At 42.6% G+C, this 19,101-nt stretch carries 18 protein-coding genes; 11 read left to right on the top strand and 7 right to left on the bottom strand.

What is annotated here, in order from left to right:
- Positions 1–90: 90 nt before the first annotated feature.
- The 4 genes from xerD (at position 91) to thrC (ending at position 4,554) form a co-directional block, all read left to right on the top strand.
- Positions 91–1,008 (top strand): site-specific tyrosine recombinase XerD, encoded by a 918-nt coding sequence (xerD, locus tag FTU02_RS08280; protein WP_180156689.1) that lies wholly within the window; start codon positions 91–93, stop codon positions 1,006–1,008.
- Between the two features lie 96 nt (positions 1,009–1,104).
- Positions 1,105–1,917, top strand: a complete 813-nt coding sequence (locus FTU02_RS08275; protein WP_078189446.1) for a DsbC family protein — start codon at positions 1,105–1,107, stop codon at positions 1,915–1,917.
- A 130-nt stretch (positions 1,918–2,047) separates the two neighbouring features.
- A complete protein-coding gene (locus FTU02_RS08270) occupies positions 2,048–3,352 on the top strand; it encodes a homoserine dehydrogenase (protein ID WP_078192857.1) in 1,305 nt (434 codons plus the stop codon).
- Positions 3,353–3,414: 62 nt separating this feature from the next.
- Complete coding sequence (gene thrC, locus FTU02_RS08265) at positions 3,415–4,554, top strand: threonine synthase (protein ID WP_078192584.1); 1,140 nt, start codon at positions 3,415–3,417, stop codon at positions 4,552–4,554.
- A gap of 122 nt (positions 4,555–4,676) precedes the next feature.
- Here the strand turns inward: thrC and FTU02_RS08260 are convergent, their stop codons facing one another.
- A complete protein-coding gene (locus FTU02_RS08260) occupies positions 4,677–5,726 on the bottom strand; it encodes a serine hydrolase (RefSeq protein ID WP_180084632.1) in 1,050 nt (349 codons plus the stop codon).
- 212 nt (positions 5,727–5,938) lie between these two features.
- Between FTU02_RS08260 and FTU02_RS08255 the strand changes: the two genes are divergently transcribed.
- From FTU02_RS08255 to FTU02_RS08245, 3 genes are read left to right on the top strand one after another with little or no spacing between them, the layout of a single operon-like run.
- Entirely contained in the window at positions 5,939–6,574 is a 636-nt protein-coding gene (locus FTU02_RS08255) for a response regulator (protein WP_180024243.1), read from the top strand.
- 22 nt (positions 6,575–6,596) lie between these two features.
- Entirely contained in the window at positions 6,597–8,162 is a 1,566-nt protein-coding gene (locus FTU02_RS08250; RefSeq protein WP_180156687.1) for a PAS domain-containing sensor histidine kinase, read from the top strand.
- A 19-nt stretch (positions 8,163–8,181) separates the two neighbouring features.
- Positions 8,182–9,609 carry a sigma-54 dependent transcriptional regulator gene (locus FTU02_RS08245; RefSeq protein WP_180156685.1) on the top strand — a complete coding sequence of 476 codons (1,428 nt, stop codon included), beginning with the start codon at positions 8,182–8,184 and terminating at the stop codon, positions 9,607–9,609.
- Between the two features lie 22 nt (positions 9,610–9,631).
- Here the strand turns inward: FTU02_RS08245 and FTU02_RS08240 are convergent, their stop codons facing one another.
- The 4 genes from FTU02_RS08240 to lptF form a co-directional block, all read right to left on the bottom strand.
- A complete protein-coding gene (locus FTU02_RS08240; RefSeq protein WP_078192589.1) occupies positions 9,632–10,807 on the bottom strand; it encodes a S41 family peptidase in 1,176 nt (391 codons plus the stop codon).
- A gap of 17 nt (positions 10,808–10,824) precedes the next feature.
- Positions 10,825–12,372: a 2,3-bisphosphoglycerate-independent phosphoglycerate mutase gene (gpmI, locus tag FTU02_RS08235; RefSeq protein WP_180156683.1), complete on the bottom strand. Its 1,548-nt coding sequence runs from the start codon at positions 12,370–12,372 to the stop codon at positions 10,825–10,827.
- 122 nt (positions 12,373–12,494) lie between these two features.
- Positions 12,495–13,565, bottom strand: coding sequence for an LPS export ABC transporter permease LptG (gene lptG, locus FTU02_RS08230; protein ID WP_168378229.1), 1,071 nt, complete (start codon positions 13,563–13,565; stop codon positions 12,495–12,497).
- 1 nt (position 13,566) lies between these two features.
- Positions 13,567–14,667 carry an LPS export ABC transporter permease LptF gene (gene lptF, locus FTU02_RS08225; protein WP_180156681.1) on the bottom strand — a complete coding sequence of 367 codons (1,101 nt, stop codon included), beginning with the start codon at positions 14,665–14,667 and terminating at the stop codon, positions 13,567–13,569.
- Between the two features lie 159 nt (positions 14,668–14,826).
- Here lptF and FTU02_RS08220 point away from each other — a divergent pair, with 159 nt between their 5' ends.
- The 4 genes from FTU02_RS08220 (at position 14,827) to FTU02_RS08205 (ending at position 17,714) form a co-directional block, all read left to right on the top strand.
- The gene (locus tag FTU02_RS08220; RefSeq protein WP_111884849.1) at positions 14,827–16,275 is read left to right on the top strand and encodes a leucyl aminopeptidase; all 1,449 of its coding nucleotides are present in this window, start codon (positions 14,827–14,829) and stop codon (positions 16,273–16,275) included.
- Entirely contained in the window at positions 16,268–16,675 is a 408-nt protein-coding gene (locus FTU02_RS08215; protein ID WP_078192594.1) for a DNA polymerase III subunit chi, read from the top strand. The genes FTU02_RS08220 and FTU02_RS08215 overlap by 8 nt, the downstream gene beginning before the upstream one ends.
- A gap of 39 nt (positions 16,676–16,714) precedes the next feature.
- Complete coding sequence (locus FTU02_RS08210; RefSeq protein ID WP_180156679.1) at positions 16,715–17,353, top strand: hypothetical protein; 639 nt, start codon at positions 16,715–16,717, stop codon at positions 17,351–17,353.
- Positions 17,354–17,495: 142 nt separating this feature from the next.
- Complete coding sequence (locus tag FTU02_RS08205; protein ID WP_078192596.1) at positions 17,496–17,714, top strand: hypothetical protein; 219 nt, start codon at positions 17,496–17,498, stop codon at positions 17,712–17,714.
- 62 nt (positions 17,715–17,776) lie between these two features.
- Here the strand turns inward: FTU02_RS08205 and FTU02_RS08200 are convergent, their stop codons facing one another.
- Positions 17,777–18,322 (bottom strand): VTT domain-containing protein, encoded by a 546-nt coding sequence (locus tag FTU02_RS08200; protein ID WP_078192597.1) that lies wholly within the window; start codon positions 18,320–18,322, stop codon positions 17,777–17,779.
- Between the two features lie 112 nt (positions 18,323–18,434).
- Positions 18,435–19,094: a riboflavin synthase gene (locus FTU02_RS08195; protein WP_078192598.1), complete on the bottom strand. Its 660-nt coding sequence runs from the start codon at positions 19,092–19,094 to the stop codon at positions 18,435–18,437.
- Positions 19,095–19,101: the final 7 nt, after the last annotated feature.

The following is a 19,101-nucleotide window of genomic DNA, read 5'->3' as shown; positions in this document are numbered from 1 at the left end:
AACAATCTAGCATCGACACGACTATTTTTTTAAATTACATTGCATTAAACCATTGTGATTTCTTGGTTTAATTTCGAAAATGAGCGGCACATGTTAAATAAAAAACCACGTATTCCAACCCCAGTCCAAATTCCAGAATCACTCAGTTTTTTACACGGATATCGTGATCATTTAATAGCTCAAACCGTCAGTCCACATACACGAAATGCATATTTATCTGATTTAATTCAATGCAGTGAGTGTCATACGCATGTCATGACTGATTGGAGCAGTGACGACATTTCAGATGTCTTGCTTAGCCTGACGAAACAAGGAAAAAGCCCTCGCTCGATCGCCCGCTCACTTTCTGCACTGCGTTCATTTTTCAAGTTCTTACGCGAACAAAAAATACGCAACGACAATCCTGTTGCAATCCACAAAACACCCAAATTGGGTCGTGCCCTACCAAAGGACTTATCCGAAACAGATGTCGAAGCCCTGATCAATGCCCCAGACCTCAGCACCGCTTTGGGTCTACGTGATCGTGCCATGCTCGAAGTGCTGTATGCCTGTGGTTTACGTGTCTCTGAGTTATTAAATTTAAGATTAGAACTGATCAATCTGAAACAAGGCTATTTACGGATTACTGGTAAAGGCAATAAAGAACGCTTAGTCCCTTTAGGACAAGTGGCGGTGGAATGGATCGAGAAATATTTAGCCGAATCACGCCCCGTCTTATACAAAAGCGCAACCGATGCTTTATTTCTCACTCAACTCGGTGGAATGATGAGTCGCCAAAACTTTTGGTACGCGATTAAACGCTATGCGCTCATTGCAGGCATTCAAGCCGAATTATCACCACATACCTTACGCCACGCCTTTGCCACGCATTTGCTCAACCACGGTGCCGACTTACGTGTCGTGCAGATGCTGCTCGGCCACAGTGACTTGTCTACCACGCAAATTTATACCCATGTCGCGCAGGTTCGTATGCAAAAATTACATGCAGACTATCATCCGAGAGCTTAACGGCAGGAAATATCAGACCAAGAAGTTCTATTGTGCCCGATATTTTTTGCTATGCTTACTCACCTGTTTGATAAAGCTAAAAGAAAAGGGTTGTTTATGTTATTTACCCGTTCAAAAATTTTTCTCGCATCGACACTTGTTGCCAGTATGGCGTTAGTGGCTTGTTCTAATTCAAATAATGACGAAAAGAAAGATGCGACATTAACGGCAAGTACGCCTGCAACTGGTGAAGCTTCGAATTTATCTGAACGTAATGCTCAGCAGCGTTTAATTGATACTTTGCAATCCAATCTGCAAAAAGCCAATATCAATGCCAAAGTCACTGGGGTGAAAGCGACTGAAGTTCCTAATTTGTTTTGGGTAAGCTTTGAAGGCATGCCTGCGGTCTATGCTACAGCTGATGGTAAATACATTTTCCAAGGCGACGTGGTTCGTTTAGGTGAAAAGCAACTCTTTAATGTAGGCGATACCCTACAAGCAGAGGCTAACAAAAAATTATTTGATCAATTAAAAACTGAAGACCTACTGATTTATAAAGCCAAAGGTAAAACCAAACACGTGGTTTATGTGTTTACCGATGTCAGCTGTCCTTATTGCCACAAATTACATGAACAAATGGATGATATTAATGCCCGTGGCATTGAAGTCCGTTATATCGCTTGGCCACGTGGTGAACAACACATGCCAATGATGGAAACTATCTGGTGTAGCAAAGACCGTCGTGCCGCATTTGATAAAGCCATTGCCGGTGAGCAAATCGAGCCAGCATCATGTAAAAACCCAGTGCGCAGCATGTATGAAATGGGTCTAAATATTGGTGTGAATGGTACGCCAGCGATCTATAACGCAGAAGGCAAACACATCGGTGCTTACATGTCGGCTTCCGAACTTGAAAGTGCGCTTAAATAACTAATTTTTATAGGCTAAATGAATGTTTTTTATGGGTGGGAATAAAGTGATTTCTACCCTAGAGTCCGAACGTTTTTTTAGCTATGATCTAAACTCACTTAAAGCAATGATGAAATAAATGGAGTGTGACGTGAAACCAGTTCGTCTGGCAATCCTCGGTCTTGGTACTGTGGGTGGTGGTGCCCTTAAACTACTAAAAGAAAATGCTGCTGAGATTAAACGTCGCACCGGTCGTGAAATTGAAATTACCCATGTGGGTACGCGTCGCCCTCGTCCTGATTTAGAACTGCCTGCTTCAGTGAAGCAAAGTGCTGATTTATTAGATATCGTCCGTCAACCCGATGTAGACGTTGTAGTTGAAGTTATGGGCGGCATTCACCCTGCGTATGAAGTGATTCGTGAAGCAATCGTTCATGGCAAACAAGTGGTCACAGCCAACAAAGCGTTATTAGCTGAACACGGTAATGAATTATTTAAATTGGCCGATGATCATCACGTTCAGATTGCTTATGAAGCAGCTGTCGCAGGTGGTATCCCAATTATTAAAGTCCTCCGTGAGGGTTTGGCAGCCAATAAAATTGACTGGCTTGCAGGTATCATTAACGGTACTGGTAACTTTATCCTGACTGAAATGCGTGAAAAAGGTCGTGCCTTTGCAGACGTTCTCAAAGAAGCGCAAGAACTCGGTTATGCCGAAGCAGATCCAACATTCGACGTCGAAGGGATCGATGCGGCGCACAAGTTAACATTGCTGGCTTCTATTGCTTTTGGTATCCCACTCCAATTTGACAAAGTCTTCACTGAAGGCATCAGCAAAGTTACTGCGCAAGATGTCAAATATGCTGAAGACCTTGGTTTCCGTATTAAACATTTAGGTATTGCACGTCGTGCTGCAACGGGTATTGAACTTCGTGTACATCCAACGCTGATCCCTGAAGACCAACTGATTGCCAATGTAAATGGCGTTAAAAATGCCGTATTGGTTCAAGCCAATGCCGTTGGTCCAACGCTTTACTATGGCGCAGGTGCAGGTGCAGGCCCGACCGCATCAGCGGTGGTTGCTGATGTTGTCGATATTGTCCGTGACATCTCATATACCGAAGATGGCGCAGGTACAATTCCACAGCTTGCTTTTGAAGCACTGACCGATTTACCAATTCTTCCACGTGAAGAAATGACCACTGGATACTACATCCGTATTAATGCCGAAGATCAAACTGGCGTTCTTGCTGATGTGACGACGATTTTAAGCCGTGCGGGAATCAGCATCGATGCGATCATGCAACAACCGCGCTTAAAAGACCTTATTCCTATCGTGATTCTGACTGATCCAGTCAAAGAATCTAAAATGGATGAAGCACTTCAACAAATTCAAGCATTGCCTGTCATTCATGGCGAAATTGTACGAATTCGTTTAGAATCGCTTGATAATTAATCGGGTCGAGGGGAATATTTCAGTTCCTCTCGCCAAGCTCTACACACAATTGGAACATCATCATGTCTAATGCCAATCGTTATACTGGTTTAGTTGACCGCTATCGCGACCGTTTACCCGTATCTGCAACTACTCGCGCAATTTCTTTGGGCGAAGGTAATACGCCACTGATTAAGCTTGAGAATATTCCACGCATTATTGGCAAAAATGTTGAAATTTATGTGAAGTACGAGGGCTTAAACCCGACTGGTTCATTTAAAGACCGTGGTATGACCATGGCTGTAACAAAAGCAGTTGAAGAAGGCTCTAAAGCAATTATCTGTGCATCTACAGGTAATACATCTGCTGCAGCGGCTGCTTATGCTGCACGTGCAGGCATTAAAGCATTTGTGCTCATCCCAGAAGGCAAAATTGCCATGGGTAAAATGGCACAAGCGATGATGTATGGCGCGGTAACAATGCAAATTCACGGTAACTTCGATGACGGTATGCGTCTTGTAAAAGAAGTTGCAGATCAAGCACCAGTTACGATTGTAAACTCAATCAACCCATACCGTCTGCAAGGTCAAAAAACCATTGCTTACGAAATCGTTGACGAATTAGGTCGTGCGCCAGATTACCACTGCTTACCTGTAGGTAATGCGGGTAACATCACAGCACACTGGATGGGTTATACCGAAGCTGTGGCGAATCAGCCTAAAGAAGAATTTGTACAAGTGGTTTATGATCCTGAAACTGATCAATTTACAGGTCCAAAACCTGCGGGTCTACCAACAATGGTGGGTTACCAAGCTGCTGGCGCGGCACCATTCCTACGCGGTGCACCTGTAGAAAACCCTGAAACTGTAGCAACTGCGATCCGTATTGGTAACCCACAAAGCTGGAACCATGCTAAAGCAGTAGTCCGCGACTCAGAAGGCTGGTTCGATGAACTTCAAGATGCTGAAATCTTAGAAGCACAGCGTCTACTGTCTATGTACGAAGGTGTATTCGTAGAACCTGCTTCTGCAGCGTCTATCGGTGGTGCGATTCGTGACATTAAAGCAGGTAAAATTGCTGAAGGTTCTGTGATCGTATGTACTGTAACAGGTAACGGTTTAAAAGATCCTGACACTGCCATCAAGCAATGCCAAGATGCAGTAATGTTGTCGATTGATGCAACTATGGATCAAGTTCGCGATTCAATTCTGTCAAATATGTAATTCATATGCTGACTAAATAAAAAAGCCCTGCTCTTGCAGGGCTTTTTATATCTTGCATTCACTTCAGCATTTAAACGTTGAGTAAATCCAAATACTGAAAGAATGAAAAATCTGAAATCTTATTAAATACGTTTTGGTAACTGGCTCGCCCAATTCATTAAACGAGTCGCATCATTGGTTCGTGCAACTGAAGAATCCGCACCCAATAACACCACCACCGCTGGACGGTTATTCAGTGTGGTATGCATCACTACACAGCGCCCTGCTTCATTAATAAATCCAGTTTTCGAAATATTAATATTCCAACCACCATTACGCACTAAAGCATTAGTATTGTTTGATTTCAACACGCGGTAGCCCAAATTAAAGTCATAACTTGGTGTGGTTGAAAATTGGCGAATCAAACCATACTGCGAAGCGGTATTCACCAAAATACCTAAGTCACGTGCCGAAGCAACATTGCCTGGATGCAAGCCAGTCGATTCCATATAATGAGTCGAGTTCATCCCCAATGAGCGTGCTTTCGCATTCATCGCTGCAATAAATGCAGAACGACCACCTGGATAAGTACGTGCTAATGCCGAAGCCGCTGGATTTTCAGACTTCATTAAAGCAAACAGCAATGCTTCTGCGCGGTTCATACTGTCGCCAGCACGAAGTGTTGAACTTGAGCTTTTACAACCTGAACATGAGAAATCAGACTGTTGTAAGGTAATCTTTTCAGACATGTTTAATCGGGCATCTGAAATCACTACTGCTGTCATGAGTTTGGTAATCGATGCAATCGGTAAAGCGGTATTGCTATTTTTGCTATATAGCACTTCACCAGTTTGACCATCCATAACCAGTGCTGCACGCGCATTTACAGAGGGCTGTCCTGCGTATTGATTGGTATCAATAATACGGACCGTTTTCGATGGTGCTGTCTGTACCACACCGCCTGTACTACGTACAGAAGTAGTCACTTTAGTTGACCCTTGAGGAGATGGCTCTTCAGCGCTATAAGACACGTCACCGTTGAGTAACTGGTTTGCATCTTCAGATGACCAGCTAATATTTGACTGCTGATTTGCAGCACTATTCATCACAATTTCAGCAGAACTGAAACTGCTCATACTGAATAAAATTGACATGCCCAAAACGTGCATGAAGGATTTATTTAATTTTTTCACCATTGCTCACTCAACTCAGGATACTAAACATTTGCGCAAGACCAGCAATATGCCGTACATTGGTCACAACTACGAACATTTTTTGCTCACACATTGTGTATGAAGTTTTTCATTTCATATAAGAATAGGATTGCTAATTTTGTCGTTTCATTGCAAGCTTATTTTGCTTTATGTAACAAAAAAAACAGGTTTTGATTTGAGGGAGAGTGTAGGTGATCACAGTTTTGGTGGTAGATGACCATGAATTAGTCCGTACTGGTATTTGCCGTATGCTCGAAGACCATGCAGATATCCAAGTCATTGGACAAGCCGAATCGGGTGAAGATGCGATTACACTTGTTCGCCAACACCATCCAAATGTTGTTTTATTAGATGTCAATATGCCGGGGATCGGGGGGGTAGAAACCACACGTCGCCTACTCCAAACAGCGCCAGATACAAAAGTCCTTGCAGTCAGTGGACTTGCTGAAGAACCCTACCCGTCTTTATTGTTAAAAGCAGGTGCCAAAGGCTATATCACCAAAGGTGCACCAGTTACTGAAATGGTCCGTGCGATTAATAAAGTGATGCAAGGTGGCAAATATTTCAGTGCAGACATTGCAGAACAACTGGCCAGCTCATATTTGTCTGATACACAACAATCACCTTTTGACGCCCTGTCTGAGCGTGAAATGCAAGTTGCCATGATGGTGGTCAATTGTATTAGTGCACAAGAAATTTCTGATAAATTATTCGTTAGTGTTAAAACAGTGAATACCTACCGTTACCGCATTTTTGAAAAACTGAATATTGATAGTGATGTCAAACTAACTCACTTGGCAATTCGCTACGGGTTAATCAAACCTTAACACAACGTACATCCTGTTACTTATGACACAGCGTTCAATTCATAGTGAATTGAACCAGTATCATTTGGGCCTTTGGTACAGTGCTTATCGCTTTATCATCAGTGCCTGTCTGTTACTGGTCTTTTTACTGACCTACACTCAATTCACTTCAGATTATGAATACCCACGTTTATACCTATATGTATTGACGATTTATTTGCTGTTTACCAGCATTCAATTCATGTCGCTTGGACGTTTCAAAGTCCGTATTCCAAACCAGCTACTGCTGTTATTCATCGTAGATGTGATTTCGCTGAGCTTACTGACCTTAGCCATCGATGGACCCAATTTACATTTGAGTTTGCTGTTTGTGATTACGATTTTTGCAGCATCCCTGTTATTAGATGCCCAAAAAGCTTTGGTCATCACCCTCATCGCTGTGATCTGTGTAGTATATCAACTGTTTTTAGGTTCAATTCTTGAATTTACCTCACTTAAAAATTTAACTAACAGTGCGATTTTGGCTTTTTTATTTTGTGTAGTATATGGCAGTGCGCAAATTGCCGTGAAACGTTTCCAGTTATTAGAAAATCTGAATTTTTCGCAATCTTTAGAGCTCCATCGGCTACAAAACATTAACCGCTATATTTTAGAACAGATTGATACGGGCTATTTGGTTTTGGATGAAAACTGTCATGTGGTGCTGAGTAATCCTGCTGCTTGCCATTTACTCGGCATGCCAAATTCTTATCATCATGATCAATATCCACTGTATACCACGCAGCCCGACTTATTTGAATTACTCAAGTTTGAAGATTTAAAAAGCGGGGAAAAATTTCAATTTGAATCGCAACAAAGCCAATACCACATTCAGGTACTGGTACAAAAACTCGTTGTGCCGCATCAAATGCTGACCTTGCTGATTTTACAAGATGCACAAAAACTCAATCAGCAAGTGCAACAACTAAAATTAGCCGCTTTAGGGCAACTCTCCGCCAGTATTGCTCACGAAATTCGCAATCCTTTAGCCGCAATTGTGCATGCCAATGATTTATATCCGCAAAGTGATACCGAACAACAGCACATGTTGAATCATATGATTTCACGTCAAGCGGTGCGGATTGATCGAATTATTCAAGACACCCTAAATATGGTGCGCAATAAGGAAACCCATCCGACTCGTCTGAATCTAGAGCAATTTTTACCGCTGTTCCTACAAGAAGATCTGGCAGACATTCAACAGAACATTCGGCTCAATGTACAAGCCAAAACCTTTATCGATTTTGATGAGGCACAGTTCAGACAAATTTTAATCAACCTGATTCGTAATGCGATTCGCCATAACAATCCGGACATGTCGTATATCGAAGTGGTGGCGCGTACGGATCAGAAAAAAGTCCAGATCGATGTCCGAGATTTCGGTCATGGGGTTGCTTTACAAAACCGCGCACAGTTATTTCAACCATTTTTTAGTACCGAAATTACTGGAACTGGTTTAGGATTATATCTTGCTCATAGCTTCTGTGAAGCGAATCAAGCACAGCTTTCCTATGTAGAACAAAAACAGGGAGCTTGCTTTAGGATTGAGTGCTTACAAGCTGTTATTTAATTGTTTTTAGGGGAAAACTGTGGATTCACAACCACTGGTATTATTAGTTGATGACGAAGAAGACTTATGTATGCTGATGCAAATGTCTTTATCAAGGATGGGGGTTAAAACGCATGTCGCACATCGCCTCGACGAAGCTAAAAAAGCCTTGTCTACCTATAGCTACGATGCCTGCCTAACCGATCTCAACTTACCCGATGGTAATGGTCTACAGCTCTTAGATTGGATGAATGAACACTGTCCTGCCCTTCCAGTTGCTGTGCTAACAGCCTATGGCAACATGGACATTGCCATTGCCGCATTAAAGGCGGGAGCATTCGATTTTGTCAGCAAACCGATCAATCCAAAACATCTTGAACAACTGCTACAAAAAGCCCTGAATAAGCCTTTGGCCGAAGACATTACTTCGCAAGATGCTTTAGAACATAAAATGTTGATTGGTGAATCACTTCCAATCCAGCAATTGCGTCGAACTCTAAAGAAAATTGCACGTTCACAAGCACCTGTTTTTATTACGGGTGAATCTGGTACGGGTAAAGAGGTCGTAGCCAATCTGGTTCACCGTTTAAGCAACCGTAATGAAGGGCCCTTTATTGCTATTAACTGTGGGGCAATTCCGACCGAGTTAATGGAAAGTGAACTTTTTGGCCATAAAAAAGGCAGCTTTAGTGGTGCCACCCAAGACAAGCAAGGTCTGATTCAATCTGCACATGGCGGTAGCTTATTTCTGGACGAAATTGCCGAACTACCTTTAGCCATGCAAGTTAAATTGCTACGGGCAGTACAGGAAAAACGTATTCGTCCTGTAGGTTCAGACTGTGAAATTGATGTTGATTTCCGTGTGATCAGTGCCAGTCATCAGGACTTAGAAGCGCTCGTCCAACAAGGTCGATTCCGCCAAGATTTATTCTTCCGTATCCATGTGATGGATTTAGTGTTGCCTGCCTTACGTGAACGTGGCGACGACATCCTCTTATTGGCACAACATTTTATTCAAAAAATTAGCCTTGAATGGGAAATTGCCACTAAGCCTCTGACTGAACGAGCGAAAAACTTCTTACTCAACCAATATTATCCGGGTAATGTCCGTGAACTCCGCAATATTATCGAACGTGCCATGACCCTCTGCGATGATGAGCAAATTGATCTTCAACATCTGCAAAGTGCGCCATTAAGACAACCGAGTGCTCAGTTCAATTCCGCTCCAACAACGAATGATTCTGCTCAGCTTGCTGTAAACAGCAACGAACAGAGTGTGGTTCCTCGTAAACTACCTGAAGAAGGTTTAGAACTCTTTTTAGAAAATATCGAAAAAGAAGTGCTCATGAATGCGTTAAACATCACCCACTGGAACCGAACCCTTGCCGCAAAAAAATTAGGCATGTCATTCCGTTCATTGCGCTATCGTTTGAAAAAATTCGGCTTAGATACCGAAGACGAAGAGTAAAAGCTTTCCTGCTTATTGCTGTTTATTTTTGATTCAGTAATAACTCTGCAACATGATCGACATAGTGATCTTCACGTGCATCATGTTGCAGCGGATAGTTATAGTCTGGCTGCACCCCGATTCCTTCAATCATTTTGCCATTCGGTGTCAGATATTGCGACACAGTCATTTGTAAAGCCGCACCATTACTCAATGGAAATAGTTTTTGAACCACACCTTTACCATAACTTTTCTCACCCGCTACCCATGCACGTTTATGCTCTTTTAATGCTGCGGTAAAGACCTCTGCGGCAGAAGCAGAACGATTGTTGATTAAAATACCAACTTTCATATTTTGAAATTCAAAACTCGGTAAAGCCTGAAACTGTTGGTCACCCTCAGATCGACTTCGAGTCGACACAATAATGCCCTGATTCAAAAATAAATCGGCAGACTCTACTGCTGCGGACAATAACCCGCCGGGGTTATTTCTTAAATCAAACAATACGGCTTTGACACGTGAACCATGACTTTCAATTAAACGCTTAATTTCATTGGCTGTATCTTGTTGAAAAACTTTAACGTGTAAAACTAAAACCTGATTATTTAATAATTTAGATTCTATATCTGTTTCAACTTTAGTGTTTCTGACCAAATTGACCGGTTGACTTGCAGTTATCAGCTGTAGATTCAGCGTCGAGCCTATACTGCCGGTAAGCAGGTGTCGCACTTGATCTTGATTGAGTTTTTTGAGTTCTTGATCATCAATTTTAAACACCGCCGCGCCATTTTTCAGACCTAGCTTTGCTGAGTCGGCATCAGGCTTTAAATTGGTGATGACCCATTGCTGTAGACCTGCATCAAAGCGCAAATTGAAATCGACACTCGCAATATCCCCTTCAGTGTATTGCAAAAGCTGCTTATAGTCTTCAGGTGAAAGATATCGTGAATAGCGGTCTAAACCACTGACCATGCCTTTGATGGCTTGTTGGAATAATGCATCGTCATTTTTTTCAACGACATAATTTTCTTTGACAATGCCATAGATCTGAACAAATTGTTGGATGGATTCGACAGGTACTTCGGCATAACTTTGTTCATAGCTGCCATCAAATTCATCGAAAGCCGACTTTGCTTTGTCGGCTCCCCATGTCGAATGACTAGAACACAGCAGCAAGGCTGTAAGGCTTACAACTGACGTCCAGTGTGCTTTAGTCATTCATGCTTCCTTACATTTTAAGATTCAAGAGTAATCAAGTTACGACCTTGCATTTCTGTTGGTACAGGAATGTGCATAAGCGTTAACAGTGTCGGCGCTACGTCAGCCAAAACACCACCTTCTGCAATTGTTGCATTGGTCGGACCAACATAGATAAATGGCACAAGTTCAGTGGTATGTTGAGTATGCACCTGACCACTTTGGTAATCCTGCATTTGCTCTACGTTACCATGATCGGCAGTCACTAGCATGTGACCTTTATTTGCCATCACAGCTTCATATACACGGCCTAAGCACGTGTCTACAGCTTCAACCGCTTTGACTGCTGCATCAAACACACCGGTATGGCCAACCATATCACCATTGGCATAGTTCACCACCAGTAAGTCGTACTCACCTGAATTAATTGCGGCAACCAATTCATCAGTGACTTCATAAGCACTCATTTCTGGTTTTAAGTCATAGGTCGCAACGTTTGGCGATGGAATCAAAATACGTTTTTCACCCGGATATTCATCTTCACGACCACCACTGAAGAAGAAGGTCACGTGTGCATATTTTTCAGTTTCAGCAATACGAAGTTGTGTTTTACCCAAATTAGACAGGTATTCACCAATCGAGTTATGCAACGCTTCTGGCATATAAGCCACAGGTGCATCAATTGTTGCTTGGTAACGTGTCAACATGACAAATTTTGATAAAGCGGGAACCACTTTACGTTCAAAACCTGCAAAATCTTTTTCCACAAAAGCTTTGGTAATTTCACGCGCACGGTCAGCACGGAAGTTCATAAAGACAACGCTATCACCATCTTGGATCGGTGCTAAATCACCAATACGCGTCGCTTTTACAAATTCATCTGATTCTTCAGCAGCATAAGCCTGCTCTAGACCTTCAACAGCAGTCGCTGCTTTACGCACTGCTTCACCTTCAGTTAAAAGACGATAGGCTTGCTCAACACGATCCCAACGGTTGTCACGATCCATTGCAAAGTAGCGACCAATCATGGTGGCAATACGACCTTGACCCGGATACTGAGCAAACAGCGCATCTAATTTTTCAAGCGAAGGTTGTGCGCTTTTTGGTGGCGTATCACGACCATCAAGGAATGCATGAAGATACACTTTTGCACCGCGTTTTAATGCCAATTCAGCCATCGCCACAATGTGATCTTCATGTGAATGCACACCACCTTCAGACAACAAGCCCATGATATGTACAGCACGATTTGCAGCTTTGGCTTTTTCAACCGCATCGACTAATACGTCATGTTCAAAGAAGGCACCGGTACGAATATCTTTGGTAATACGAGTAAAGTCTTGATACAGTACACGTCCTGCACCAAGGTTCATGTGGCCCACTTCAGAGTTACCCATTTGTCCATCAGGTAAACCAACGTCTTCGCCAGAGCCTGAAATCAATCCATGCGGATGCTTTTCCTGCATTGCAGTCAAGTTTGGTCGTTTTGCTGCTAAAAAGGCATTGTCCTCGACCGCTTCGCGATGACCCACACCATCCATAATTACCAATACGTGTGGGATTTTGCCAGCAGTTGCATCCGTCATAATGAACACTCTTTCGTTTATAAATTAATCATACTATCTTACCGAATTTTCGGTGAAGACTCTATGTGACAACCATGGTTTATCTAGGTCATCAACATTGTTTTACTCAATCTTGCATGCACTTAACGTGCGCGGTGCAGCAGATAACCACCCGCTACAAACATCAAAATAATTGGTATAAAGACGAACCATGCAGGCGATGGTGCGTACACCAAACTTGCATAACCTAAGAAATCTTGTAAGTAGTAAAAGCCCAGTCCAGCAAATAAGGCAATCACCAAGCGGAAACCCATCGACTGTTGACGTAAAGGTCCAAAAATAAAAGAACACGCGATCACCACCAAGGCAATTAAAGCAAAGGGTGAACCAAACTTTTGCCAAAACGCCAATTGGTAAGTCTTCGGGACTTGGCTATATTCATGCATATAGCTCATAAAGCTCACCAATTGACTCGGTGATAGGTCTTCAGGGTCAATGGTAACCATATGCACATATTTGGGTTGCAAGGCCAATGAAAGCGGCTGTTCAGCATTTTGCTTAGCTACAGCATCACCCGTCGCTAATAGGTCGACTTGGGTTGAATTTTGCAGTGTCCAAGAGCCATTTTTGACAAAATTCCCTTGCTCCGCATCCAAAGTGCCTCGCAAACGATATTTTTCATCAAAATCAACAACCTGAACATCTTTAATTTGACCTTGCGAATTAGCATAGTCAATATAAATAAAGCGCTGGCCTTCACGTGACCAATAGCCTTTGACTTCACCCAACTCAGCCGCAGTGCGGTGACTTTTGACGCTTTTGGCTTGTTCATTGGTATAGGGAATGACCCATTCGCTTAATGCAAAGGATAAAACCACCAAAATGAGTGCCGAACGAATCACCCAGCCCACAATCCGCCATAGGCTGATGCCGACCGAACGCATCACAATCAATTCACTGTTTGAAGCTAGAGTCCCTAAACCCAGTACTGCACCAATCAAGGCTGAAATCGGCAAAATTTCATATAAATAATTCGGTGAACTCCATAACACATACTGCAAAGCATTCCATGCGTTATAACCTTCTTTCAGCGAGCCCAATTCACCTAAATAAGTAAAAAGCACTTGTAAGCCAGCCAATACCGCGGTCGCACCAAGCATGGCTAAAGCAGTAGTTTTGGTCACATGTTTTGCAACTATACGACGTGCCAACATTTTAAGACCTCACTCGCTGAATTTGTTTCTTAATTTTGGGCGCTAATTTTTGTTTACGCGAGAACAATGCTGCTGCAATGCCGTAAATCACTAAGACCAGTGGATAAGCCCAGATGCCCATTTCATCTTTACTGATCCGCGTTTTGATCGCCATTAAGGCTACGATTAAACTGGCAAAAATAAGTAAAGCTGGGAACAGTTTCAGGTAACGCCCTTGACGAGGACTCACTTCAGACAAAGCGGTAGCGAGTAATAACGCCACCAAAATAGCGAACGGCACAAACATCCGCCAACCGAGTTCGCTGGCAACCACAGGATCATGACGGTTATCCCATAACTTCGAGGTAGGTAAAGCTTCTACTTCGGTACTTTCAAATTTTGCTTCTTTATCATTTTCTAAACGTAAACGATAACTTTGGAATTCTGCTTGAGAATAACGCGGTTGCCCCGGATAGATTTCGTAACGGCGGCCTTCAACCAAATCCACCACATTGGCATTGTCATCGGGTACTTCGACGCGGGTCGCTTCTTTTGCCAAAATAATGACATCAGGCTTACCCTCTTTTTCTGCACGCTGATAAAAGAAAATATCTTTTAAGTTTTTACGGTCTTCTGACAAGTCCCCTGCATAAATGGTATAGGGCCCAGAGGAAATAAACTCTTTTGGTCGAACCAAGTCAAAGCCTGTTCGTACCGCTTGCGAAGTCGTTAATGCTTCAAACTGACGGATGCCCCAAGGCGATGCCCACAGCATCAAAAATGCTTGAACAGCCATAAAGACCACAGTCATCGGCACCAATAAACGTGACAATTGATTTCGACTGACACCACTACCATTAAGCACAGCCATTTCATGATCGACATACAGACGACCAAAGACCAACATCAGACCGATAAAGAAACCGAGCGGAAGAATTAAAGTTAAAAACTCAGGCAAACGGTAGCCAATGATGCTAAATAAAATACTTGCATCTAAACGACCCTGCGCCGCCACACCAAAGTACTTGATCAAACGACCACCCATCATGATCAAGGTCAATAAGGCAATCACAACCAGTGATGTCGACACCACTTGCTTGACCACATAACGCCGAATAATCAAATTAATTCTTCCAAAAATAGGGCCAATAAAAACTAGCGTTAGTTTACCCGAATGTAGAAAATATAAAACCTATACCCTTGTTGCTCATTGAAACTCTATTCATATAAATGTTTCAATGGTTTAATGGTTTATAAATTTAAAAAGGCATAAATACCGCACATGAAACTTTCTATTAATACGTCATTCCAAGCGAATGCGTCCAGCCAATATTTGTTGATATTAGTAGATTCTGAGCACGTTACAAATGCAGCTACTTCATATCAAATCAATGATTTAGATAATTTAATTGAAGCAACTCAATTTAAAGCAGCACTCAATGAAAGCCTGCCTTTGGTGGCGAACATTGCCGCTTGTCGCAATAGCGCTCTTTTAGGCCTCGGCAAAGTTGCTGAATTACAGGTCAATAAATTTGCAAAAATTGCACAAACTATTATTAAAGCGTCACAAAAAAAATTCAAACAGATCAGTGTCGATATCTCTGCTCTACCACAAGAACAACATTATTTATTTGCACTTAGCCTGACGCAAGCGGCTTATGCATTTGATGAATACAAGTCTAAGAAAAATGAATTTGTTTTGGAGCAGATCCATTTAATCGCTACTGAAAGTCCATTAACCACTGCACAGCTTGAATTAATTTCTGCAGTGCAATCAGGTCAAAGTTTTACTCGTGACTTAGGTAACCGTCCGGGCAATATCTGTTTCCCTGAATATTTAGCCGAACAAGCTCAAGCGCTTGCAGCTGAATTCCCAGATCAACTCAAAGTGACTGTACTCGATGAACAGCAAATGGCTGATCTCGGTATGGGTGCTTTCCTTGCTGTGAGTAAAGGTTCTGACCGTCCAGGCCGTATTATTACCATCGAATACCTTTCAAATCGTGAAGAAGCCCCTGTAGTGCTTGTTGGTAAAGGCGTGACTTTTGATACGGGTGGTATCTCACTTAAACCAGGTGCGGGCATGGACGAAATGAAATTCGACATGTGCGGTTCTGCATCAGTTTTGGGTACCATCCGTGCGCTGTGTGAAGCGAAATTACCGATTCATGTGGTCGGCGCAATTGCTGCTGCAGAAAACATGCCGTCTGGTCATGCCACTCGCCCGGGCGACATCGTAACCACCATGAGCGGTCAAACCGTTGAAATTTTAAATACCGATGCTGAAGGTCGTTTGGTTCTGTGCGATACCTTGACCTATGTAAAACGCTTTAATCCTGCACTGGTGATTGATATTGCAACCCTCACTGGTGCATGTGTTGTGGCATTAGGTTCAGTCCTTACCGGTATGTTCACTCCGGATGATGAACTTGCGGCTGAATTGACTGCTGCGGGTCAACATAGCTTTGACCGCGTATGGCGCATGCCAGTGATTGAAGATTATCAAGAACAACTTGATTCTCCATTTGCAGATATTGCCAACATTGGTGGTCCAAAAGCAGGGTCTGTGACAGCCGCATGTTTCCTTCAACGCTTTACGCGTGAATATCGTTGGGCGCATTTAGACATTGCTGGTACTGCATGGAACTCAGGTGCAAATAAAGGCGCAACAGGTCGTCCTGTGCCATTATTAATGCAATTCTTAGCGAATCGTGCTCAAGCGAATGGCTAAAGTTAGCTTTTATTTATTTGAAAAAAGTCCTGAACGACAAGTCGAAAGCACTTGTCGTTTATGCCGTAAGATCCTGCGTCAGCCTGTACGTATTTGGCTACATTGTGCTGACCCAGACTTACAGCAACAACTTGATGAACGCCTGTGGAGTTTCGATCACACAGGTTTCATTCCCCATGGTATCGATCAACCCGAGGCAACGGTCTGTATTTCTGCCCAATTGCCTGAGCAAGCCGACTGGATTGTGTTTAATTTTAACGATCAAGCACTTGAACAGTTCGCAAGTTTTAGTCACATTATCGAAATTATTGAAAATAACGAACCCGCTAAAATTATCGGGCGTGAAAAATATAAACAATATCGACGTTTGGGCGTTCAACCGCAGACCCATAAACTTTAACGTGATATTGGTTTTACCCTATTTGCAAGGAGGTGCACCATGGCATTGAATGTCGGTCCAGACTTTAAACAGCGCTGGTTAAAAGTACCTGAAGCTATTCGTCAGACCTTTATTGATGACCTTGGTCGCGTTTGCGATGTACTCAATCCTAGTACAGACATTCAACAATGGCTGGTCAATGACCAACAGCAGCAGCAAGTGTCTTTTGACAAAATTGAGTCTGCCTATGCAGATTTGAAAGCACAGCTGATTGAAGATGCTCGTATTCGCAAACAACTGGCTTTAGAAAAAGCCTTAGAAGAAAAACGTGAAGCTGAACAAGCCTATGCAGAACAACTGAAACGTGACGAAGAGTTACGCTTTGCTGCACAAACGCAAGCGCTCACCATGATGCAGCATAATCTTAATCGTGAAGTACAACACTATGCCGCTCGCTATCATAAAAATCCTGAAACGGGTTTAGCGGGATTAAGTCAAAGCTTATCGGTGAGCGAAGGACAGATGTTGTCAGAACTCGAAAGTGTACGCGTGCGTTTGGAACTTGAAGCAGAAACGCAAATCGAAATGGCCGTCAGTGATTTCCGTGCAAAATTGAAAACAGCCGCACAAGAAGAAATTGACTATATCTTAGAAAACTCCAATTTTTCGACAGAATCTACATCGTCCCAAGCATCTTAAGCCGTGCATCGAAATCTGGTCACTGTCATTAAACTGACATGTATTTGCAACATGATGTTCATATGACTGAAGCATTGTCCCTCAAAATACAATGCTTCAGGCATCCTAAAAATATAATCATGCATCCAGATGGGAATTCAATATGGACATCATTCACCAGATTACCCAGAAAATATCCTCTCTATCTGCTGGAGAACAATGGGACATTCGTGCCAAAGATCTTTGGCTGAGTCATTCAGACTTTCACAGTATTTCGGTTTATCTCAGCCGTGAATCAGAAAAAGGTGGTTTTAGCATTCAGCAACCGCCCCACAGCTCGATTTTTCAAACCCTTGATGTAGTGACCGTTACAAAACATTAAGTGGTCATCTACTCCATAAAAAAAGCCCACAACTGTGGGCTTTTTTTATGTCTAAGTTTGGCTTAGACCAAATCTGCAACTGCAGAAACGGTATGTCCTAGGAAATAACCGATACCGAGTAATAATCCAATCCAGATGAAACCACCTAGCACGTTATAGAACATAAATGTGCCAAGGTTCATGCGTGCAGACCCAGCAGCAAAAGGCGCAAAAGAACGTACAAAGGGTACAAAGCGTGCGACTAAAATCGTTTTACCACCATGCTTCATAAAATATTTATTGGTTTTGACCATATATTCGGGCTTAAAGTAACGTGTGTGCTTATTAAAGTACTTAATGCCTAGCACGCTGCCCGTGTAGTAATTGACGCAGTAGCCCAAGACCGATGCGACAAATAACAGCAGCCCCATAGTGTGTAAATGCACCACTTCCGTCGTTGAGCATAATGCGCCGATGGCAAGCAATAGGCTGTCTCCCGGCAGGAAGAACATAAATACTGAACCCGTTTCTGAAAATATCACCAGAAATAAAATGGCATAAATCCACACACCATAATTTTCCAATAACATGGGTAACCACTGTTCCAGATTCAGTAAGAAATCAATCATTATCACCTGTCTGATTATTCATCATATATGTCATTCCGCGACGCATTATCACCAAAAATAAAAAAACAGTCTAATTTTTCAATCAGACTGTTTGGTTTTCTTCGGTATCAACTTATTTCAAGAAGCCATTTTCAGCGAGAAAATCTAAGCTAATTTTCGATTGCGCTGTGGTCTCAGCGGCTTTATCGCCGAGCAATAAACGCTCAATATAACGTGCTAAAACATCTACTTCCAAGTTCACTTTAGCCCCAGCTTTCCACGTACCGATATTGGTTCGTTCAGCCGTGTGCGGAATTAAATTTAAGCTCAGCACATTGCCACGTAAATGGTTAATTGTCAGGCTAATACCATCCACGGTCACAGAGCCTTTTTCTGCTAAATAGCGTGCAATTTCTTTCGGTGCGGTCACTTCAAAATAAATTGAACGTGCATCTGAACGAACTTGAGTGATTTCACCCACTGCATCGACATGACCACTGACAATATGTCCACCAAAACGCGTGGTCGGCAACATGGCTTTTTCCACATTTACTGCCTGCCCTGCTTTCCAGTGTTCCAAGGTGGTCCGATTTAAACTTTCACGTGATACATCAGCTGCATACCAATTGCTACCAAAGTCAATCACGGTTAAGCAAATGCCATTGGTGGCAATCGAGTCCCCCAAATGCACATCCGACATGTCTAAATCTGTCTGGATACGCAAGCGGACATCGCCACCCACGTTTTGAATGCTTTCAACTTTACCTAGACTTTCAATAATGCCTGTAAACATGTTCAAT

It is taken from the genome of Acinetobacter sp. YH12045 (assembly GCF_013419925.1).
In the GTDB taxonomy this organism is placed as follows: domain Bacteria; phylum Pseudomonadota; class Gammaproteobacteria; order Pseudomonadales; family Moraxellaceae; genus Acinetobacter; species Acinetobacter amyesii.
The sequence above is the reverse complement of the archived record's forward strand: the minus strand, read 5'-3'. Positions and strand labels throughout refer to the sequence as shown.